A 21,199-nucleotide genomic window follows, 5' to 3' on the forward strand; every position below is an offset into this window, starting at 1 on the left:
CAGAGAGCACTATGTCTTTTTCCCGTATTTATGAACAAGCCGTCCTCCAGAAGGGCGGCGAGAACGAAGTTCGCGCACAGCTCCCAAGAGTGGCAGCACCCGGCGAACTGGAGGCTCTTGGTGACGATCGCTACCTCTCGGAAATCACCCGATGCGTCTTCAAGGCAGGCTTCGTCTGGCGGGTGATCGAAAAGAAATGGCCAAAGTTTGAAGAGGCGTTTGAGGGGTTCGTTCCGCTTTACTGGCAACAGGTTCCACCCGAGGTACTTGAGCAGTTGGCCGGCGATGAACGGATCGTGCGGAACGCCCAGAAGATTCAGACCGTGCCCGAGAACGCACGGATGATTGTGGATGCCGCCCGGGAGCACGGCAGCTTCGGCAAGTTCCTGGCCGATTGGCCCAGTAGTGACCAGGCCGGGTTACTGCTGTGGCTAAAACGCAACGGTGCCCGGCTAGGTGGCAACAGCGCGCAGTATTTTCTGCGCCGTGTGGGCTGGGATGGCTTCATCCTCTCCCGCGATGTGATTGCCGCGCTGCACCGTGAGGAGCTACTGGACGCCTCGCCCACCAGCAAGAAGGGGCTTATGCAGGCCCAGGAAGCTTTCAACCGCTGGCATCAGGAGAGCGGCCTGCCCTATAGCCATCTTTCGAGAATTCTTTCGTTTACTGTGGACTGAACCTATCTGACGATTGACGCGTCAGTTCTTGTAACTTTAATAATAATTGTTATCATTCGCCTCAGCATTCACAACCGAGGCATAAAACACTCATGAAAGCCCCAAGCCCCCGACGCCGTAGTTTCGTCGCGCTCGCTTCCCTGCTCGGCGCCAGTTCCCTGGCCACTGCACAATCCCAGACCGACAACGCCACCACACTCGAGGCTCTCGATGTGGTGTCCGATGCCATTACCGCACCCGACTACATGCCTCTCGAAAAGACGCCCAAAGTCGGCAAGCTCAATGTGCCTGTCGAAGAGCAACCCTATTCCGTCTCAATCGTCGATCGCGGATTCATCGAAGATTCCGGCGCCAAGAACATACAGGATGCCCTGCTCTACACTCCGGGTGTCTACGCAGGCAACTTTGGCTTTGACACCCGAATCGATTCCGCGAAAGTTCGTGGGGTTGATGCCGGGCGCTATCTGGATGGTCTGCGTCAGATCTACGGTTCCTACAACACTGTCCGAACCGATGTTTACGCCTTGGAGAGCATCGAAGTGCTCAAAGGCCCCTCGTCCATGCTTTATGGCCAGAGCGATCTGGGCGGCATCATCAACGGGGTATCCAAGCTCCCGGAAGAGGAACAGGCCGGCGAGATCTGGGCTCAGTACGGCACCTTTAATCGCAAGCAGCTGGCGGTGGATGTAACCGGCCCCGTCAATGAGAGCGGTGATTTGCTGTACCGCCTGATCGCACTTGGACGCGACAGCGACACCCAGGTGGATTATGTGGAAGACGATGGCTACGTGCTCGCCCCTTCCCTGACTTGGCGCGCCACTGATGACACAAGCATTACCCTGCTCCTGAACCGCCAGGAGAACAAAGGCCAGGTATCCGCTCAGTTCCTGCCACAGGCCGTCACCCTGGAGCCGGGATCACAAGGGTTTATCGGCTCTGAGCGATTCGTTGGGGAGCCAGGCTGGGATCGTTATGACCGGGAGAAGACCGAGGCTACCCTGTTTGTTGATCATCGACTGAATACCAACTGGGCGCTTTCCGCTACGGCCCGTTACACCCGCTCCAGCACCGAGACCCGTGAACACTGGATTACCATTCCGAGTGTCCCCGATGCCAATGGCGAAGTGCCACGTACTATCTTCACGGCGGACTCGGAAACTCGTATTTTCAACATGGATGCTCGCCTCGAAGGCGATGTTGAGCTGGGCATTACCCGCCATCGCCTGATTATCGGCGCCGACCGCCAGGACGCACTTTGGAAACAGGACAACTACTTTTACGGTTATGGCCTGGGTGGCACCTTCGATGTGTATGATCCACAGTACGGCAACCTGAATGATGGTGTCATCAATCCGACTGACCGGCCAGACAACGAGATCGAGCAGATCGGCCTCTACGTTGCCGATCACATCGAGATCGGCAACGTCATCGTGTCCGCTGGTCTTCGTCACGACTGGGCAGAGAACCGCAGCCTTGCCGTCTCCGGGGCGGACACCGTCAGCGACGAAGAGGCCACCACTGGTCGTGCGGGCTTGATGTACCGATTCGAAAACGGGATCTCCCCGTACATCAGCTACGCTGAAGCCTTCAGCATGAACCTCGGTACCGATGGCACCGCAGCCGCCAACACACTGGAACCCACCACCGGCGACCAGCAGGAAGCGGGCGTGAAGTACGTGTCCCCGGACCAGTCCCTTGGCATTACTGCAGCCTACTTCGATATTACCCAGGAGAACCGGATCAGCGACGGCAGCACTCCCGGAGGTGTTGAACAGACCGGCGCGGTGATCGACGGCTGGGAGCTGCAGGTGAACAAGCGGTGGCAGCGCTTTGAAACCCAACTGGCCTACACCGATCTGAATGCTAGGGATGACGCCTCTGGAAACCGGCTCCCCTATGTGGCCGAGCGTCAGGCTTCCTGGTGGAACCAGCTCTACATCGCCAGCAACTGGCGGGTCGGTGCGGGGGTGCGCTACGTGGGTGACAACGTTGGCTCAGGCGGCGGGCCCGTCGTTCCTTCCGTTACCCTCTACGACGCCATGATTGGCTACACCTGGCAGAACTGGGACTTCACCGTAGATGCCAAAAACCTGGCCGATGAGGAGTACATCACCTGGTGCCGCTCCGAAGGCGCAGACTGCGGCTACGGCGAGCGACGCACTGTGAATGCAAACGCTAAATATCGCTTCTAAACCTTCCGATATCCAGCGACATCTGCAGCCAGCTTACGGGCTGTGGATGTCGTGCTAGCATTACACTCTGTGCAAGGCGTTTGCATCGAGGAAGCTATGTCACACATTGCCAACATGGAAAGCAAGCCCCTATTCTGGCGGGATGCCCGAATCCCCCATGTGGAATTGCGGAAGGTGGGCGATGGTCGCAAGGTCTGTTATGACCCTCACAGCCACACCCAATGGTCGATTGGTGCTATTACGGCCGGCAAAAGCACATTTCAGTACCGGAATGACCATTATCGCGTACGCGCCGGTGATCTGGTACTCATGAATCCGGAATGGGTTCATGCCTGCAATCCTATCGGCAATCAGCCCTGGGCCTACCTGATGCTTTACGTGGATGCCGACTGGCTGACGGATCTCCGGTTTCGCGCCGGGCTTCTGCAAGAACCTCTCTGGCAGGATATTTCCACAGCAACAATATCTGAAACCATCTGGTATGAGCGCTATTGCCGAATGGCAGAGTGTCTTCTTGATCCCCGGAGTGATTTGCTGGAGAAACAAACCGAAGTGGTCGAGTTCATGTCGGACCTGATGCAAAAACTGGCCGAGCAACCAGTTGCTGCCGAATCCCGGGCACCAGACACCCTCTCAGCCCTTGCCCGTTACCTGGACCACCATGCCGCAGAAGATGTCTCGCTGGACACACTCTGCGAGCTTTCCGGATACAGTCCCGGGCATCTTATCCGGGCGTTCAAGCAGTATTTTGGCCTGACACCTCACGCCTATCTGGTAAACCGTCGCGTGCAACTGGGACGGGTGGATCTGAAAAATGGCATTCCTATCGCCGAAGCAGCCCTGAACGCAGGGTTTGCCGATCAGCCGCATTTCCAGCGTGCTTTCAAACGGCTAATGGCCGCAACGCCAAATCAGTACCGTCGACTCTCACCCGATCACCAAATACAGACAACTGGCCGCGAGTAATAGCGCCAGAATGCGGTTCACCGTTACCAGCACCTCTGGTCGCTGAACGTACCTTCGCAAGAAAGCACCGGCGTATACCCAACAGGCCAGCGACAGCCAGCAAATCGGCAGATAGACGAAGGCAAACATCAGAATCTGATCCAGATCGTTGGCGCTGGTATAGGCACCAATACCGGAGGCCGAGGCCAGCCACGCCTTGGGGTTGAGCCACTGCATCAGTGCCCCAGTCGCGAAACCGGGGGCCTTCCGGGTTTCTCCCTCTGGCAAGCGGCCATTGTCCGTGGCCAACTTCACGCTCAGGTACAGCAGGAAAACGACGCCCGCCCAGCGGAGCACCTCCTCAAAAATGGGCAGCATGGTTAATAGCGAATACAGGCCGAGACCCACAGCAATGAACAGGGCAATGAAACCCAGCGTAGCTCCGGTCACAAAAACAAGACCGCGAGAAACCGGATAGCGGGTACCACTACTGAGGCAGACCAGGTTGACCGGCCCCGGAGATATAGAGGCGGCCAGAGCAAACGCGGACATTGGCAGGATCAGGGAAAGACTCATGGTTTTATTCTCCGTTCGTGTCTTGGGATGAGTCTGGCCTGAAGTCCGGAGAGTTTATTGAATAAAATTGAGGTTGGTGGAAATAGAAGCTTTCAGGGTTGTCAAAATCGGACCATGGACATTAGACATGGGCGGGAATACATTGACCATGGCGCCGGATAAATATCCAGGGCGCTGCCTTCAGGATGAACGGCCCAAGGAAGTATGCAGGATCCGATGTCGCAGGGGCGAATTGCTGACGGCATTCATTGGACAGCCAAACCTCAGGAAGGAGGACATCCTAATGAAAGTCAATGAAGTGATGGTTACCGAAGTGGCGAGCTGCTCCCCACAGATGTCTTTACAGGACGTTGCCATGATGATGTGGAACAACGACTGCGGCGCCATTCCGTTGGTGGATGATATGGAACACCCACTGGGCATAATCACAGACCGGGATATCGCCATGGGCGCGGCTCTGCAACACAGGCCGTTGTGGGATATTCGTGCCGAGGATATCTGCAGTAATCGTGAACTGTATTGCTGTTCACCGGACGACAGCATCAAGAAAGTTCTACAGCTCATGGAAAAACATGAGGTGCGGCGTCTTCCGGTGGTCAATCAATACAACCAGCTTTGCGGCATGGTAAGCATGGGAGATATCGTTTCATTCACCGGCACTGAGACCCCGAAGAAAGCCGGCGACAAGAAGATTTCCTCAACGGAGACCATGGATTTCCTGCGGCACGTAAGTGCACACCACCCCAGCCATAAGGCTCCAGCCGCCTTGTAAGAGCAATTAGCTCAGTGCAGTCGTCCACCTCACAAGCGGCGGCTGCAGATTTGAGGGCTATCTAGTCAAACTCGGTCGTCAGAGCCTTGTCAGTTCTTCTTATTCCTCTTCTTTTTCGCCTTCTCGTACAACTCCCGCAATGCTTTGGGATTCTTCCCTTTACCCGAGCCGTGAGACTCCAGGATGCGTGTCCAGATCGCCTGCTTCTGATCAGGAGAGAGCTGCTTCCACTCCTTTTTTTCTTGCCTGGTTCGGCCACAGGCTTTGCATATGGCTTTTTTGTTGAACTCGCAGACGTCGATGCAGGGTTTCTTGGTGACGGGCTCCATGGACTCTGGTTTCCCATTTTGCTGAAGAAGTGTCTTGATTCAAGACTGAGGACTGGGCTCCGGGGATGCAAGACACATAGGCCGTGGAAAACCGAGACTAATAGGGAATAAATGCCTCCTCATCGCCCACCACTTTTTCAAAACGCCCTGCCCGCCAGTCTCCCCTGGCCTGGTCAATGCGGGCCTTGCTGGAGGACACAAAGTTCCACTCAATAAACCGCTTACCCAGCGGCTCGCCACCAATGACTGCAATGCGGGCATCCTCCGTGGCGGTAATGGCAACACCGGGCTCACTCGAAAAGACTGTCATGCTATGGGTGGGAAGTTCTGAGCCATGGGCTCGCAGGGCCCCGCTGGCTATATAAACTGCACGCTCAGGCGCCTCGGGTAATATCAGGGTCTGGCCGGCTTCTACCGTGGCTTCAAGATACAGGGTTTCGCTGAACTGGCGCACCGGCGAAGTGACTCCGTAGGCAGTGCCGATCATGACTCGAACCGGCACTCCATTGATCTCAATTGCCGGGATGTCATCGTCTGGATAGTGGTGGAACGCTGGCTCCGTTTCCTCGTGGCTTTCTGGCAGAGCCAGCCAGAGCTGGAGCCCATGCAAACGGTGATCCATTGCGGTGACTTCGGGGCGCTCCCGCTCAGAATGGGTGATGCCGCTACCGGCTACCATCAGGTTGATATCGCCGGGCCGGATTGGCTGATAGCTGCCAACGGAATCCCGGTGCAGTATCTCGCCCTCAAACAGGTAGGTAACCGTGGCAATACCAATATGGGGATGCGGCAGCACGTTGATACCCTGGCCAGCCGGAAATTCCGCCGGGCCCATTTCGTCAAAGAATACCCAGGGGCCTACCATTTTCCGCTTCGCGGTTGGCAACAGCCGACGTACGGAGAAGCCGCCCAGATTGGCAACCCGGGGGCTCAAAATGGTTTCGATGGCGCTGCACGGCGCATCGGCCGAATCACAGTTCTGTTCAACAGTATTCATCAGATTGCTCATGCATCGCTCCCGTTTTGCCCCGAACCTGTCACCCGGTTTCCTGAATCTATTATAGAAGCCGGAATCTTTCTCCGGGCACCGATATTCATCCTGGCCATTCCGCAACCGCTATAGTTACCGTAAGCAATTCAAGCAATCGCAACAGCCTGGGGCCTTGAGTGTTTCCATCACTGACTACCGGCATCATAGCTTTTGCCATCGCATCCGTCGTTATTGTGACAGCCGGCAGCCAACTTGCGCGGGTCGCCGATGAACTGGCTGATCGCACAGGTCTGGGCGAGGCGTTGTTCGGCATCTTTCTGCTGGCCGGGGTAACCTCACTGCCCGACTTCGCCGCCACGCTGAGCGCGGCCATGGATTCAAGGCCGGATCTGGCCATGAGCAATGTCATGGGCAGCATGGCTGCGAACCTGGTGTTTCTGGGCATTGCAGACATCATGTACCGGAAGGCCAACCTGGAGCACGCAGCTGCATCTTCCACCAACCTGATGCTGGCCGCGTTGTTGATCGTTCTGCTGGCTTTGCCGCTACTGGCAATTGCGAGTCCACCAGTTTCCCTCTGGGGAATACACCCAATCACACCCGTGATTACCGCAGCGTATTTGTTCGGGCTTCACCTGGTTCGCACAACAGACAGTAAACCCATGTGGTTTCCCCGACTGACCCGCCAGACCGTTCCCGACAAGCCTGGTCATTATCTTCGCGGCGGTCTTGCCCAGGCCTGGGTCACTTTCATTATTCTGGCGGCAATTACAGGCATAGCTGGATGGGTACTGATGGAAGGGGCCAAAGTGATCAGTGACGAAACGGGCCTGTCCGATACCCTGATTGGCGGCCTGTTTACCGCGCTCGCTACCTCCTCACCCGAGCTGGTCACCACCATTGCTGCCATCCGCAGGAACGCGCTGACCCTGGCGGTAAGCAATATATTCGGCACCAACTGTTTTAACATGCTGGTGATTGCTTCAGCCGATGTGGGCTACCCTGGCGGTTCCATATATCACGACATTACCCCGATACAGATGACCTGGGGCCTGGTGAGCATTCTGATGACGGCCACACTGCTGATGGGCATGGTCCGACGCCAGCGCTACGGAATCGGAAAGATCGGATTTGAAAGCGCGTTGATGCTGACGGTTTACGCGGTGGCGCTATCCATCGTTATGGCAAGCGGATGACAGCTTTTACATCTGCTTGAAGAGATGGGCATTGCTGCGACTGACCGGCAGTCTTCTGCCAATGCCATCCATAAACACCTCATAGTGTCCTTCTTCATCTCGTTCCACCCTGGAAATACGGCCAACCTGAACTATGATCGCCCGATGAATACGCCAAAACTGATCACCATCGAGGGTTTCCGTTAATTCTTTGATGGTTTTGCGAATGAGGAACTCCCCGTTCTCGGTCACCACTGTTGTGTACTTGTCCTCGGCGATAAAGCAACAGACATCGTCCAACCGTATAACATGAACCTGCTGGCCGCGGGTGGCGTTAATCCAGCGAAGTTCGCTGGAGCCTGCAACCGGCATTAGGCGTTTCAGCTGCGCAGCATCCAGCTCATACTTCACTGTTCTTTCATCACGCTTTCTCAGTCTTTCAATGCACTGATACAAGCGGTCTCCGTGCACGGGTTTAAGCAGATAGTCCACCGCTTCATGTTCAAATGCCTCCAAGGCATGTTGATCGTAGGCTGTAACAAATACGAGGTTCCCGGAAAATCCCATATCACGCAGGACACCCGCTGTCTCAACGCCGCTCATACCGGGCATCTTGATGTCCAAAAACACGGTATGCACATCAACTTCATTGATTCGTTCGACCGCTTCCACGCCCGACCCCACACAGATCACCTGCTCTGCTTCATCCCAGAGATCCGTGAGCAGTTTCTGAAGGTGAAATCTGAGTAAGGGTTCATCATCAACAACCATAACGTTCATGGCGAGTCCCCGGGATTAATCGGCCACCGAACCGTAGCAACGCAACCGGTTACTGAGCCCTTTTCATCAGTATGGTTGGCCAGTATCAGCGATGCATTCTTTCCATAGAGCAGCGACAAACGCTGATGAATGTTGTCAACGGCGATTCCATGCCCGACGCCATTGTTCTTACGAGAATCCTTTCGCAATCCCAGCCCCGTATCACGGATGGTAACGCAGCACCGCTCAGGTCCAACATCTACCAGCACCCGGATATGACCGCCTTCAAGTTTAGGTTCAATGCCATGGATAACCGAATTTTCAACAAGCGGCTGCAGCGTAAATGGCGGGCAGCTCACTCCAGCGATGTCATCCTGCACGACAACTTCAAAGGTCAATCTGTCTCCCATTCTAGTGCGCTGTATCGAAAGGTAAGCTTTCACAAACTCCAACTCTTCAGACAGAGGAATGAGCTGACGCTCAGCCTTGGTCATGGAACCTCTGAGCAACCCTGTAAGGTCATCCAGAACTGTTTTCGCCGTCTCCGGTCGCACGTCAATGAGTACACGTATATTGGCGAGTGTGTTGAATAGGAAGTGCGGCTCAATTCTTGATTGCAACACCTGATAGTTGGATTCCGCCAGCTGTTTTTCCTGCTCAAGCGTTCGCATTCGTTGAGCCTGTAGTTCTCTACGTTTACGGGTCAAACGATGTGAGTTGTAGAAAACGTAGGTCACCAACAAACTGAACAGGATCTTGAGTATAAGATCAGAAGCCGGCGCCTCCCGCACTTCTTCGAAGGAGCCATAAAGCTGATAAAACAAGTGGACGATGCCAATAACGACTCCCACCAGGTAGCCAATGACCGTGGCCACCAATATGGAAGTCCGGTTTTCAAGATAATGAACACTGACCCGTATCGCACACAGGCAAGACACCCCGAATACAAGAGCAACCTGCAGTGTCAGCCAGAACTCGCCCGCGTCCGTTAGCCAGATTACCATCGAAATCGCGTAGCAGATTGCAAGCGTCTGAAAGGTATCTCGGAGCAGGTCATGGCGCTGCCAGAGGCGTTGAATCTCAGTAATCATGATGTCTGCCCTGCTCCATTAAAAGCCAGATGCATACCCGTGGCCACGAACCAGAGAATGCCGCCAAGCCCGAATACCGCACCGCAGAACCCTGCCAGTTGCGGCAGTGCAGTAGCCGTGCCGGCAAAACCGACCAACAGTGCGCTCCACTGAATAGCCTCTGGCAACGACTGTTTCTGCCGTGAGGCAAAAAAAACCAGAATCAGCCATACGCCACCTACGAGTTCGTTCCCGCCCCCCAGACCGTTGACGACTATATGGAGCGAAACAAAGGCCCCCGGCGCGATTTCCGGATGGGCTTGTGCAAGAGTGATCACCATATTATGCCCTACGGTCGCCACCAGCCCCGCTGAAATCACGAGACCTGCCCACAGATACGCCACGAGCGATGCAGCTTGGCTCAGGGTTGTTCTCGGCAACAACGCCGACAATCCGAACTGCATGTTGAGCAGCGCAAAGCCGAACACGAGGTAAATAACAAAATACCATGTATACAGAAAACCGCTGTGCTCCTGCAGGTAAATGAGCTGGGCAGTGATGTCTGCCGATAGATTCCCGAACTGAACTTCCGTCAAGAGCGCGAGGTAAAAGACCATCCCGAACAGAAACGTTAATCCGGCAAGGATACCGGCAAACCCTCCCGTTCGTTCGCGAGATGAGAAACACAGCTTCATGTCGTTTGCTCCTAGAACTGATAAAAGATTGCAACACCACCAGACCAGAAGCCCTTGCGCTCCACGATTGAACTTTCGCCAGCCCCGTCGCCAAGATGTTCATAACCAAACGCGAACACCGAATGCCAATCGCTACCCAGTTTCTGGACGTGAGAGACCGACGTCCGCATTACGACCGATTTCTCTCCTTCGTATGCCGCAATGTTTGCAGACGCCTCTTGCTGGCTAACGCCGTAGTAGTAATCAACCAGCCTTCGCGATTGCTGACGCACGTCAATGCTTGGCACCAACGCACCCCCCCATGTGGGCAATTCGCGCGATACTCCAATACCCCATTCATGGCCGCCATGCCGGTCCAACACATCGGCCGACGCGAAAATGGCAAGATCAACCCAGGGGGTCGCCTGCTCCCATTTGATCAGAAACTCACCGGTGTCATCCCGGTCGTCCAGTGCTGCCAGCACCTTGTTATCATCCGGGTCGAACACAGACTGGCGTAACTGCACCATCACCTTGAGCCTGCTAGAAGACGTGGGCGGGGTAACAAGCCCGATACCTTCCGGGCTTGCCATCATCATCCCCCACCGCAGATCGGCATAAGGTACGACGACATGCTGATCATTCTCCCCCTTTACATGGCGCTGGATAGAGCCGCCCGAAAGGCCAAGGCTTGCTTCCCAGTCGGAGGCGCTGACAGGGCCTGCAAGAATACACAAGACAAGTGCTGTAAAAGTGAGCCTTGACCGGAGGGCAAGGTGAGTCGCTAACGGGTTCATTTCAATGATCTCCATGTGAATGAATTCAGGGGTGGAATACCCGGAAGCACGGACTTTCACACGGATGGAGAGTCTCCAAGGAAGCGTGAGATAAACGGTTGGTATGGACGACAAGCCGGCATAAATAGAGATGGACGGTAACGCGCATTCGACCGCACTAGACTGTGCTAGAGTCGTTGGAAACTCTGTTCTGGGATTTCATGTATGAAAACCATTGGCCTTCTCGGCGGCATGAGCTGGGAATCCACGCAAACCTATTACCGGCTTATCAACGAGGGCATTAAAAACCGCCTGGGCGGGCTGCATTCAGCCAAACTGGTGCTCTTCAGCGTGGATTTCGCCGAGATTGAAGCGCTACAACACAAAGGCGACTGGCCGGCCACTGCCGACATTCTTGCCGGGGCCGCTCTGTCATTGCAGAAGGCCGGCGCGGATTTCCTGGTGATCGGTACCAACACCATGCACAAGGTTGCTCCGGAGATCGAACAGGCAATCGGGATTCCATTGCTGCACATCGCGGATGCCACCGCGCAGGTACTGAAAAAAGATGGTGTGACCCGAGTAGGCCTGCTGGGCACCCGCTTTACCATGGAGCAGGCGTTCTACAGGGAACGACTGGAGGCCGCCGGTATCGACGTTCTCACCCCGGATGAAAGCCAGCGGGATGAGGTGCACCGTGTTATCTACGAAGAGCTTTGCCAGGGCGAGATCAAGCCTGACTCGCGCCACACCTACCTGAATATCGTTTCTTCGCTTTCCGGGCGCGGGGCCCAGGCGGTCATTCTCGGCTGCACCGAGATCGGATTGCTGATCAGCCAGGCCAACACCGAGGTTCCACTTTACGACACCACGGAGATTCACGCCGCCCGGGCTGTGGAGCTGGCGTTACATCATCCGTAGAAGACCGACCAAGACGAACACCTGCAAAAACTGGATAATGGCCGCCATTAGAAGCCATGGCGCGCCAAATTCTCCGATCCAGGACTCTTTGCAATGGAAATCAACGTCAACTTTCTCGAGAACCTCAGACTTGAAGCCAAGTTTGACGATTTCACCGTCGTAACGGACCAGCCGATTCGCTACAAGGGCGACGGCTCGGCGCCCAGCCCGTTCGACTATTTCCTGGCCTCCTCTGCCCTGTGTGCGGCCTACTTTGTTCGGGTTTACTGTCTCGCTCGGGACATTCCCACCGAGAACATCCGCCTGTCCCAGAACAACATCGTGGACCCGGAGAACCGCTACAACCAGATCTTCAAGATTTCCGTTGAGCTGCCCGAGGACATCTCAGAGAAAGACCGCCAGGGCATTCTGCGCTCGATCGACCGCTGCACCGTGAAAAAAGTGGTCCAGACCGGCCCCACCTTCGAGATTGAAACGGTCGAGAACCTCGACGCCGATGCCCAGGCGCTGTTGATGACCCAGCCGGAAGGCGGCACCCAGACCTTTATCGAAGGCAAGGACCTGCCCCTGGAGCAGACCATCGCCAACATGACTGGCATCCTTGAAGAATTGGGCATGAAGATCGAGATTGCCTCATGGCGGAACATTGTGCCGCACGTGTGGTCCCTGCACATTCGCGATGCCGCCTCACCCATGTGCTTTACCAATGGCAAGGGTGCTACCAAGGAGAGCGCCCTGTGCTCTGCCCTGGGTGAGTTCATCGAACGGCTAAGCTGCAACTTTTTCTACAACGATCAGTTCTTTGGCGAGGAAATCGCCAACAGCGAGTTCGTCCACTATCCGAACGAAAAGTGGTTCAAACCCGGCCCCAACGACGAGCTGCCGGAAGGCATTCTGGATGAGCACTGCCTCGCCATCTACAACCCGGAGGGCGAGCTGCGCGGCTCCAACCTGATCGATACCAACTCCGGCAGAGCCGACCGGGGCATCGTCTCCCTGCCCTACGCTCGAAAATCTGACGGCGAGGTGGTGTACTTCCCTTCCAACCTGATCGAAAACCTGTTTCTCAGCAACGGCATGAGTGCGGGCAACACGCTGAACGAAGCACAGGTCCAGTGCCTGTCGGAGATTTTCGAGCGGGCGGTGAAGAAGCAGATCATCGAAGAGGAAATCGCACTGCCAGACGTACCCCGGGAGGTACTGGAACAGTACCCGGACATCCTGGAAGGCATCGAGGCCCTGGAAGCCCAGGGCTTCCCCACGCTCGTGAAAGACGCCTCTCTCGGCGGCCAGTTCCCGGTGATGTGCGTTACCCTGATGAATCCGAGAACCGGTGGCGTGTTTGCGTCATTCGGCGCTCACCCAAGCTTCGAAGTGGCTCTTGAGCGGAGTCTGACCGAGCTATTGCAGGGCCGCAGCTTTGAAGGTTTGAACGATGTGCCGGCGCCCACCTTTAACAGTCTGGCGGTAACCGAGCCGAACAACTTCGTGGAACACTTCATCGACTCCACCGGCGTTGTTTCCTGGCGTTTCTTCAGCGCGAAATCAGACTACGATTTTGTGGAATGGGACTTCTCCGGCACCAACGCCGAGGAAGCCGAGTGCCTGTACGGCATTCTTCGGGATCTGGACAAGGAAGTGTATGTCGCCGTCTACGAGGAACTGGGCGCGCCGGTCTGCCGGATTCTGGTTCCAGGCTATTCCGAGGTGTATCCGGTGGAAGACCTGATCATGGATAACACCAACATGGCCCTGGACTACCGGGAAGATATCCTCAACCTGCACCGTCTGGACGATGAGCAACTGGCCGACCTGGTGGAACGCCTGGAAGCCAGCCAGTTAGACAACTACATGACCATCATCACCCTGATTGGCGTGGAGTTCGATGAGAACACGGTGTGGGGCCAGCTCACCATCCTGGAGTTGAAGATCCTGATCTGCCTTGCCCTGCAGTGGCACGAGGAGGCGCTGGAATTCGTCGACATGTTCCTGCAGTTCAACGACAACACCGTTGAGCGTGGCCTGTTCTACCGCGCCATGTACGCAGTGCTCGAAGTCACTCTCGATGACGAGATGGAGCTGGACGACTACATCACCAACTTCACCCGCATGTTCGGCGAGAAAACCATGGAAGCCGTTGTTGGCTCGGTGGATGGCAGCGTTCGTTTCCACGGCCTGGAGCCCACGAACATGCAACTGGACGGGCTGGAGAAGCACCAGCGATTGATTGAGAGCTACCGGAAGCTGCATGCCGCCCGTGCAGCCAGGGCAGGCCTGCGGCAGTAACAGGACGCTGAGCCAACCGCGCCGCATTGGCGGCGCGGACATTCCTGATCCACACTGGATCATTACAAGTAGCCTATTTGCGTTTAATGCCCGTACACCTTTGTACATTTACCGGCATACGCCAAACAAGGAGCCTTGCAATGAGCAATCCGGTGATCGCTGATAACAAGCCCAAGAAAGTCAGCCTGAAAGAAGGCAAGAAATACGCCTTCTGTGTTTGTGGCCGTTCCAAAAACCAGCCCTTCTGCGACGGTTCCCACGGAGACACGGGGTTCAAGCCCAAAGTCTTCAAAGCGGAGAAAGACGAGGAGGCGGTTCTGTGCCAATGCAAACAGACCGGCAGTGCTCCTTATTGCGATGGCACCCACCAGCAGTTCAGCGATGACCAGGTTGGCACGGAGGCGCCGGATTCCAACGATGATGGCGACGACAAGTCCGATGCGGCACCGAAAGCCAAATCCACCAAAGAAGAACCCACCGTTGAATTTATTCACCAGTTGGCGCGTGAAGGGCTGAGCAACATGGGCCACCACGGCCCCACGACTGCGATGGGCGTACCCCGCCACACCCTGCCCCATTGGGACGATCTTCAGCTGATGGTAGCGCAGATGGCCAGTAAACCGCTGGCCGATGATGCCGAGGTATCAACAGAGCTGGTGATCGGGCCTGAGGCCAAAAAGCCTCTGACCCTGAGTATGCCCCTGTTCGTATCAGACATGAGTTTCGGAGCCCTGTCCGAGGAGGCGAAGATTGCCCTGGCCCGGGGCGCCGAGCTTGCTGGCACCGGCATCTGCTCTGGCGAGGGCGGCATGTTGCCGGAAGAGCAGCAGGAAAACTCCCGTTACTTCTATGAACTGGCCAGCGCCAAGTTTGGCTACAAAGAAGAGCTGCTGAAGAAAGTCCAGGCTTTCCACTTCAAGGGTGGCCAAGGCGCCAAGACCGGCACCGGCGGCCATCTGCCCGGCAACAAAAACACGGGCAAGATCTCCGAGGTTCGCAACATTCCGGAGGGTGAAGCGGCCATTTCCCCGCCCACGTTCGAGGATCTGCGCTCGGTTGAGGATTTCCAGCGCTTCGCCAGCCATGTTCGGGAAATTACCGGTGGTATTCCCGTGGGCTTCAAGCTCAGCGCCAATCACATCGAGCGGGACGTACAATTCGCACTGGATGCCGGCGCCGACTACATCATTCTGGACGGCCGTGGCGGCGGCACCGGTGCTGCCCCGGAAATCTTCCGGGATCACATCAGTGTGCCCACCATTCCTGCCCTGGCTCGCGCCCGGCGCTATCTGGATGATCGCGGCGCCAGCGGACGAGTCACATTGATCGTGACTGGCGGACTGCGTGTGCCCATTGATTTCGTGAAGGCCATGGCCCTGGGCGCTGACGGTATTGCCGTTGCCAACAGTGCCATGCAGTCCATTGGCTGCGTTGCGGCCCGTATCTGCAACACCAACAACTGCCCGGCAGGCATCGCGACCCAGAACAAGGATTTGCGCCAGCGGTTGAATGTGGATCAGTCAGCCAGACAGCTGCAGAACTTCCTCGAGGCCTCCGTCTCTCTGATGCAGGTGATGGCGCGGGCCTGCGGGCACGACAGCCTGAGCAAACTGAATATAGATGACCTGTCCACCTGGCATCGGGAGATGGCCCTGCTCAGCGGCGTGCGCTACGCCGGTGTGCTCGATCCCTCTGCCTGAGATTCCTCCGCCTGAGATTCTTCTGCACTGGCCGCCAGGACTCGAACCCGTTCGAAGTCTTCCTCGGTGAACACACCGTTCACCCCGGAGATGGCGGCCAGTTTCATGCCGTGTTTCAGGCCCAATTTGTAGATTTCCCGCACCTTCTCCCACTCGATGTTCCGACCCAGGGTGAAGTTCTCGAAACGCGCTTCCAGGGCCAGCACAATGGTTTCTGCCAGGCAGGCATAGGCAATACCTTTGGGCAGGCCGATGTCTTTCATGTGCACTTCGCCCGGTAGCTGTATCTCGCCGGACTCGATCACCAGCACATCCGGACGTTTCGCCACATCTTCGGCCGGAATATCCAGCGGACGGGCTACGTCGGTGATCACACAGCCGGGCTTCACTTTCATGATGTCGAGAATACGTTTGCCGGCGCCGGAGGTAGCGGTCACGATCATATCCATGTCCGCCAGATCCCGTTCGGCAGAACCGGCAACGTGCACGATGGCCCCGGGCGTTTCCTGTTCGATGCTTTCCTTGAGCGCCAGCAGTTTCGCCGGCTCCGGTGCGGCCAGGTAAACCTCGTCCACTGCCTTGGCCAGCAATCTGGCGCAGACGGAACCGATAGCACCCGTGGCGCCAACCACCATGGCCTTGCCGGCCGCTTTGCCACTGGGACCAATACTCACCCGCCCTATTTTCTTCATGGCGTCATGGGCCGCCCAGAGTGCGCCGGAGGCGCTATAGCTGTTGCCGGTTGTGATCGGCAGCGGTGCCCGTTTGGCCACCGTAATTCCAGCGTCTCCCACAACCTTGGTGAACGCACCCAGGCCCATGATCTGGGCACCGAGTTTCTTCGCCAGTTTTGCCGCCTGTAGAAGCCTGGCGTAGGTAAATTCCGGCCCGTGGGCCATGATTTCGCGAGGGGTACCCCCAACGGTAATGAGCCAACCCTCCACTTCATCACCATTCGGTGAACGAATGCCAGACACCTTCGAGTAGATGAACGGCGGTGAGTACGCTATGGCCTTTTCAACCAGGTTCATCACCACAGGAGGCGACACGTTGGCAACCCAGTCCAGAGGCGGTGTTTTGGTAAGGTATTGCTGCGACAGGGGATGAATGACAAACGCAAACCGGTTAACCCGGCGATAACCGTTCGGGTAAAGGATCCGCGGCTCAATCTCCAGGCTCTGAATAACATCCAGATAGTCGTCGGGTCCCAACTGGTCCGGTGTCCTGGAAAGCGCCGCACTGATCATCGCCTCCATCACATTCACGCCAACGGGGCGCCCCTCCAGCCAGGGGCTGTAGTCCACCACCATGGCAACCTTGCGGGAACGCATCCAGTCCAGCGCAGCATCCGTGACCCTTGAGGTAATCACGGTTTTTCCATCCAGCTCTTTCTCAGTGAAGTTCTCCAGATCGCCTATGGAAGCCACGATGACATGGGCCTCCGATACAGCATGATGGAGAGACCCTTTCACCAAATTCTCACCCAATCGATACAGCGGTGTTCGGAGAATGGTCTCCACAGCTTTCACAGCCGCCGGCCTGAACATGATGGGTGCGGTCAGCGAGGTATAGGTTTCCAGTTGTTTCAGGGAGGTCAGCAGCCTGGGCACTCCGAAATCCGTGTAAGGATCGGCAAAGAAGAGATTTTCGGTATGCTCCGATAGCGCCCTCGCGATTCGATAGCCGGCCTGGCCATTCATGAACAGCACACGGGCGTTGTCAAAGAAATGCCCCAGTTCGGATTGGGTATGGCGTACGGCCCATTCCTGCAGGATCGCCCGCAGGCCCGCACCGGTGGTAACGGGTTTGTCCGGTACACAGGCCTCCAGACGAGCGGTATCGGGGTGTTCAAGCTGCTCCCGGCCCACCTCATAGTGATCGTGGACCATGCTCAGACCAATGGCGTCTGCCTGCGTGTGCACCGACTCCAGAACCGCCTCGGCACGGGAGAGATCGCCGTCTGTGCCAATACGGATAATCCTGAAAGGCTGGCCGAGGAAGGAGGTTTCCAGATCGTAATCGTATTCTGAAGATCCCTGGCTGACACTGACAACGGTTTTCATATTCAGGCTTCCCTTTTCCCTGTTGTTATCTTTACAGCGTAAATCACAGGACCGGTTTATGCCTTAGCCCAGATCAAATTCCAGACCGCTATTCAACGTCTACAATAAGGTGGCGGGCCGAACGACCAATCAGACCTTCAAGGATCAACCAGGAGCTCACTATGACCATTCAGGAAGAACTGAACACCACCGTCCGGGATTTGGTTCAGCCCGGCAAGGGAATTCTCGCGGCGGATGAAAGTCACCCCACCATTGCCAAACGCTTCAAAGCCGTTGGCGTGGAATCCAGCGAAGACAAACGCCGGGAATACCGGAGCCTCATTTTCTCTGCTTCCGGGCTCGGAGAATTCATCAGTGGGGTAATTCTTTTCGAAGAAACGCTGGGCCAGAACAGTCTGGATAATGTGGCCATGCCGAAGCTTCTGGCCAGCAAGGGCATCGTGCCGGGAATCAAGGTAGACAAGGGCAAGGGCGCCCTGGTTAATGCCCCCGGTGATGAAATCACCTTTGGCCTGGATGGTCTGGAAGATCGCCTGGAAATCTACAAGAACCAGGGTGCTCGGTTTGCCAAATGGCGCGATGTGTACCACATCTCCGACACCCTGCCCTCACGGCAGGCCATCGAGGCGAATGCCGAGGTTCTTGCCCGCTATGCTGCCATCTGCCAATCCCTGGGCATCGTGCCCATCGTCGAGCCCGAAGTACTGATTGATGGCAATCACACCATTGAGCGCTGCGCGGAAGTCAGTGAAGCGGTGATTCGCGAAGTTTTCCACGCCCTTTATCGGCATAAAGTGCAACTGGAACACATGATCCTGAAGCCCAGCATGGTGACACCGGGCAAGGAAAATCCCAAGGCATCACCGGAGGAAGTGGCCACAGCAACCCTTGATGTCTTTCGCAGGGCGGTGCCGGCGGCGGTACCCGGCATCTTCTTCCTCTCGGGCGGCCAGACCCCGGAAGAAGCGACCATCAACCTGAATGCCATGAACAGCATGGGGCCTCAGCCCTGGGAGCTCAGCTTCTCCTATGGTCGGGCCCTTCAGGAACCGGCCCAGAAAGCCTGGGCCGGTAGTCTGGATAATGGTCCAGAGGCGCAGGCAGCGATGCTGAAGCGCGCCCGCCTGAACGGTGCAGCGCGCTCGGGCAATTACCGACCGGAAATGGAAGACTGATCGGCAACTGCCCTGCGTGGGCGTGTTTCCTCAGTTACAGCCAGAGACGCAGCTCGCCATGCCATTGAATGCCATGGTACGGCCACTGAGGGGCACATGGACCGGCACGGTCACTGAATCCCGGAACAGGGCCGTGCGTGTGCCCTCCTGCACCTCGCCACCGGAGGTCGCCGGTTCGTTCGCATGGGAGGCAATGACCGCCTTCGGTTGCACCAGGTCATTGATGACGTAGGCAGCCTGTTTTGGCCCGGTGGTGAACGTATCGCCAATGTTCATCACCGCCAACCCGGCGCCATAGTGATCCTTCACCACCAGTTTCTGCTCTGCTGTGATGCCGGTATCACCAGACAGGTAAACAACCAGCCCGTTGGAAAACTTCAGCACATAGCCGGTTGGTGGCCCGACACTCGCGCCGACACCGGCAGCCGCCAGGTATTCCGCCAATGGCCCGGTCAGGAAGGAAGGCGAAACGCCATTGCTGTGAACCGCCGGCACCGTGGTGATTGCCACCCCGCCGACCTCACGTTCGCCACCGAAACGCACCAGCATGGAGTTTGCAGGGTCACCGCCCGCGTCTTTGAGCTTGGCGGCAAAGAATGCGGGCATTTCACTGCCAGTCACTATTTTCGCGCCATGCTTCACCGCAATGTCCACGGTGTTCGACTGTGGCAGCGTTGAAACACCAGTGTCCGGAGACCCGCAGGTGCCTTCGTTTGTCTTGCTGATACGTTGGTCACCCACGTGGTCGCCATGCATGTGGGAAACCAGAACAACATCAATCTTGCCCAGACGGGGATCGTCCGGCCCGGCGACGGTTCTGCCAGCGTCGTAGAGAATTCGGGTGCCATTTGGATCTTCAAACACCAGCGCCCGGTCCCGACTGCAGAACTCACCATCGTGACTGCCCAGCGGTGTGACCTTCACCGCGTGATCATCAGCGGCAGCCGGCATGGCCGCGCCAAGTAGCATGCAGGCACCGGCGCCGGCAAACGCCAGGGTGTGGCGTAAACGTGTTGATAGCATGGTGTTCGTCCTCCCACTCGTTTTATTGTTGGTGCTGACATTGATACGAACGACACAACCGTTAATACCAGTGTAGCCGGGGAAAACTGACAAGGGGGATATCGGTATCAGGCAGCGCGGGAACCTGGAACTGAAACCTGCTGTTCAAGACAGGCCATCATGGGTGCCACCTGGCGGATCTTGCGGGCCTCGGGCCAGAGGATTTGAGCTTCGGCAAAGCCCTGGCGAAGGAAGTTGAGCCACTGTTTGATGCGGCCTGTCACATAGCGGTCTTCCAGCCAGCCCTGCAGAACCGTGGCGTACTCACGAACCAGGGCCACCGCTTCCGGCCAGGTCATATCCGGTAATGTTTCGCCCTGCTGGCTGGCTTTGATCTGACGAGCCAGGTCTGGCCTGGCTATGAGCCCACGGCCAATCATGACATCGTCGCAGCCGGAGACCTCCCGGCATCGCCAGTAGTCCGCCACTGTCCAGATTTCGCCATTGGCAATGATATGGGTCTTTACCGCTTCCCGTGCCCGGGCGATTTCCTCCCAGTAGGCAGGCGGTTTGTAACCATCCACCTTGCTGCGGGCATGGATGACAATTTCTTCAGCCCCTGCGGCCTCCAGGGCCTGGGCACAGGCCACACCCATGGACCGGTCGTCATAGCCCAGTCGCATCTTGGCCGTGACGGGCACGTGGCCTGCCACCGCCTGGCGTACGGCGGCCACAATTTCATGCATGAGCTCCGGTTCGCGCATCAGGACGCAACCACCTTTGTGCTTGTTCACCGTTTTCGCCGGGCAGCCAAAATTGATATCGACCTGGGTGGCGCCCAGTTCTGCAGCACGCACACCATGTCGCGCCATCTGGATCGGGTCAGATCCCAGTAACTGGACTGCAACGGGCGTACCCACCCGGGTGAGAGACTGGTTATGTAGCTCAGGGGCGTACTTGTAGAACACTCTGGGCGGCAGCATGCCGTGGGTCACTCGAACGAATTCGGTTACGCACCGGTCAATACCGCCTACCTCGGTGAGGGTTTCACGGATAGGTGCGTCAACCAGCCCTTCCATCGGGGCAAGAATAATCCGCATGAGTGCTCCAGTCTTT

At 56.8% G+C, this 21,199-nt stretch carries 19 protein-coding genes; 9 read left to right on the top strand and 10 right to left on the bottom strand.

Going from position 1 to position 21,199, the window contains the following annotated elements:
• Nucleotides 1-11 precede the first annotated feature (11 nt).
• The 3 genes from A8B84_RS18295 (at nucleotide 12) to A8B84_RS18305 (ending at nucleotide 3,835) form a co-directional block, all read left to right on the top strand.
• Nucleotides 12-677 carry a DNA-3-methyladenine glycosylase I gene (locus tag A8B84_RS18295; protein ID WP_064226845.1) on the top strand — a complete coding sequence of 222 codons (666 nt, stop codon included), beginning with the start codon at nucleotides 12-14 and terminating at the stop codon, nucleotides 675-677.
• Between the two features lie 92 nt (nucleotides 678-769).
• Nucleotides 770-2,869 carry a TonB-dependent siderophore receptor gene (locus A8B84_RS18300; protein ID WP_064226844.1) on the top strand — a complete coding sequence of 700 codons (2,100 nt, stop codon included), beginning with the start codon at nucleotides 770-772 and terminating at the stop codon, nucleotides 2,867-2,869.
• A 96-nt stretch (nucleotides 2,870-2,965) separates the two neighbouring features.
• A complete protein-coding gene (locus A8B84_RS18305; RefSeq protein WP_082905227.1) occupies nucleotides 2,966-3,835 on the top strand; it encodes an AraC family transcriptional regulator in 870 nt (289 codons plus the stop codon).
• Here A8B84_RS18305 and A8B84_RS18310 read toward each other — a convergent pair.
• A complete protein-coding gene (locus A8B84_RS18310; protein ID WP_064226843.1) occupies nucleotides 3,797-4,390 on the bottom strand; it encodes a LysE family translocator in 594 nt (197 codons plus the stop codon). The two genes, A8B84_RS18305 and A8B84_RS18310, sit on opposite strands and share 39 nt — an antisense overlap.
• A gap of 283 nt (nucleotides 4,391-4,673) precedes the next feature.
• Between A8B84_RS18310 and A8B84_RS18315 the strand changes: the two genes are divergently transcribed.
• The gene (locus tag A8B84_RS18315; RefSeq protein WP_064226842.1) at nucleotides 4,674-5,162 is read left to right on the top strand and encodes a CBS domain-containing protein; all 489 of its coding nucleotides are present in this window, start codon (nucleotides 4,674-4,676) and stop codon (nucleotides 5,160-5,162) included.
• Nucleotides 5,163-5,251: 89 nt separating this feature from the next.
• On the opposite strand, the gene A8B84_RS18320 is transcribed toward A8B84_RS18315, so the two are convergent.
• Both A8B84_RS18320 and A8B84_RS18325 read right to left on the bottom strand, forming a co-directional pair.
• Nucleotides 5,252-5,491, bottom strand: coding sequence for a DUF1289 domain-containing protein (locus A8B84_RS18320; RefSeq protein WP_064226841.1), 240 nt, complete (start codon nucleotides 5,489-5,491; stop codon nucleotides 5,252-5,254).
• Between the two features lie 97 nt (nucleotides 5,492-5,588).
• Nucleotides 5,589-6,500, bottom strand: coding sequence for a pirin family protein (locus tag A8B84_RS18325; protein WP_064226840.1), 912 nt, complete (start codon nucleotides 6,498-6,500; stop codon nucleotides 5,589-5,591).
• 158 nt (nucleotides 6,501-6,658) lie between these two features.
• Here A8B84_RS18325 and A8B84_RS18330 point away from each other — a divergent pair, with 158 nt between their 5' ends.
• On the top strand, nucleotides 6,659-7,678 hold the full coding sequence (locus tag A8B84_RS18330; RefSeq protein ID WP_064226839.1) for a sodium:calcium antiporter: 1,020 nt from the start codon (nucleotides 6,659-6,661) through the stop codon (nucleotides 7,676-7,678).
• 6 nt (nucleotides 7,679-7,684) lie between these two features.
• On the opposite strand, the gene A8B84_RS18335 is transcribed toward A8B84_RS18330, so the two are convergent.
• Genes A8B84_RS18335 through A8B84_RS18350 form a run of 4 tightly spaced genes read right to left on the bottom strand, consistent with a single transcriptional unit; the run spans nucleotide 7,685 to nucleotide 11,017 of the window.
• Nucleotides 7,685-8,437 carry a LytR/AlgR family response regulator transcription factor gene (locus A8B84_RS18335; protein ID WP_064226838.1) on the bottom strand — a complete coding sequence of 251 codons (753 nt, stop codon included), beginning with the start codon at nucleotides 8,435-8,437 and terminating at the stop codon, nucleotides 7,685-7,687.
• Nucleotides 8,434-9,507, bottom strand: coding sequence for a sensor histidine kinase (locus A8B84_RS18340; RefSeq protein ID WP_064226837.1), 1,074 nt, complete (start codon nucleotides 9,505-9,507; stop codon nucleotides 8,434-8,436). The genes A8B84_RS18335 and A8B84_RS18340 overlap by 4 nt, the downstream gene beginning before the upstream one ends.
• Nucleotides 9,504-10,181 (bottom strand): hypothetical protein, encoded by a 678-nt coding sequence (locus A8B84_RS18345; RefSeq protein ID WP_064226836.1) that lies wholly within the window; start codon nucleotides 10,179-10,181, stop codon nucleotides 9,504-9,506. Before A8B84_RS18345 ends, A8B84_RS18340 begins: the two co-directional genes overlap by 4 nt.
• A gap of 11 nt (nucleotides 10,182-10,192) precedes the next feature.
• Nucleotides 10,193-11,017 (bottom strand): MipA/OmpV family protein, encoded by an 825-nt coding sequence (locus A8B84_RS18350; RefSeq protein WP_138102991.1) that lies wholly within the window; start codon nucleotides 11,015-11,017, stop codon nucleotides 10,193-10,195.
• A 144-nt stretch (nucleotides 11,018-11,161) separates the two neighbouring features.
• Here A8B84_RS18350 and A8B84_RS18355 point away from each other — a divergent pair, with 144 nt between their 5' ends.
• The 3 genes from A8B84_RS18355 (at nucleotide 11,162) to A8B84_RS18365 (ending at nucleotide 15,843) form a co-directional block, all read left to right on the top strand.
• Nucleotides 11,162-11,857, top strand: a complete 696-nt coding sequence (locus tag A8B84_RS18355; protein WP_064226834.1) for an aspartate/glutamate racemase family protein — start codon at nucleotides 11,162-11,164, stop codon at nucleotides 11,855-11,857.
• A 93-nt stretch (nucleotides 11,858-11,950) separates the two neighbouring features.
• Nucleotides 11,951-14,143 carry an OsmC domain/YcaO domain-containing protein gene (locus tag A8B84_RS18360; protein ID WP_064226833.1) on the top strand — a complete coding sequence of 731 codons (2,193 nt, stop codon included), beginning with the start codon at nucleotides 11,951-11,953 and terminating at the stop codon, nucleotides 14,141-14,143.
• A 140-nt stretch (nucleotides 14,144-14,283) separates the two neighbouring features.
• On the top strand, nucleotides 14,284-15,843 hold the full coding sequence (locus A8B84_RS18365; protein WP_064226832.1) for a glutamate synthase-related protein: 1,560 nt from the start codon (nucleotides 14,284-14,286) through the stop codon (nucleotides 15,841-15,843).
• On the opposite strand, the gene A8B84_RS18370 is transcribed toward A8B84_RS18365, so the two are convergent.
• Complete coding sequence (locus A8B84_RS18370; RefSeq protein WP_064226831.1) at nucleotides 15,813-17,906, bottom strand: hypothetical protein; 2,094 nt, start codon at nucleotides 17,904-17,906, stop codon at nucleotides 15,813-15,815. The genes A8B84_RS18365 and A8B84_RS18370 overlap by 31 nt on opposite strands.
• A gap of 161 nt (nucleotides 17,907-18,067) precedes the next feature.
• On the opposite strand from A8B84_RS18370, the gene A8B84_RS18375 reads away from it, so the two are divergent.
• The gene (locus A8B84_RS18375; protein WP_064226830.1) at nucleotides 18,068-19,081 is read left to right on the top strand and encodes a class I fructose-bisphosphate aldolase; all 1,014 of its coding nucleotides are present in this window, start codon (nucleotides 18,068-18,070) and stop codon (nucleotides 19,079-19,081) included.
• Nucleotides 19,082-19,111: 30 nt separating this feature from the next.
• Here A8B84_RS18375 and A8B84_RS18380 read toward each other — a convergent pair whose 3' ends face one another.
• Together A8B84_RS18380 and A8B84_RS18385 are read right to left on the bottom strand one after the other, a co-directional pair.
• Entirely contained in the window at nucleotides 19,112-20,104 is a 993-nt protein-coding gene (locus A8B84_RS18380) for an MBL fold metallo-hydrolase (protein ID WP_064226829.1), read from the bottom strand.
• 107 nt (nucleotides 20,105-20,211) lie between these two features.
• Nucleotides 20,212-21,183: a tRNA dihydrouridine synthase gene (locus tag A8B84_RS18385; protein ID WP_064226828.1), complete on the bottom strand. Its 972-nt coding sequence runs from the start codon at nucleotides 21,181-21,183 to the stop codon at nucleotides 20,212-20,214.
• Nucleotides 21,184-21,199: the final 16 nt, after the last annotated feature.

The organism is Marinobacter sp. EhC06 (assembly GCF_001650915.1).
Classification (GTDB): domain Bacteria; phylum Pseudomonadota; class Gammaproteobacteria; order Pseudomonadales; family Oleiphilaceae; genus Marinobacter.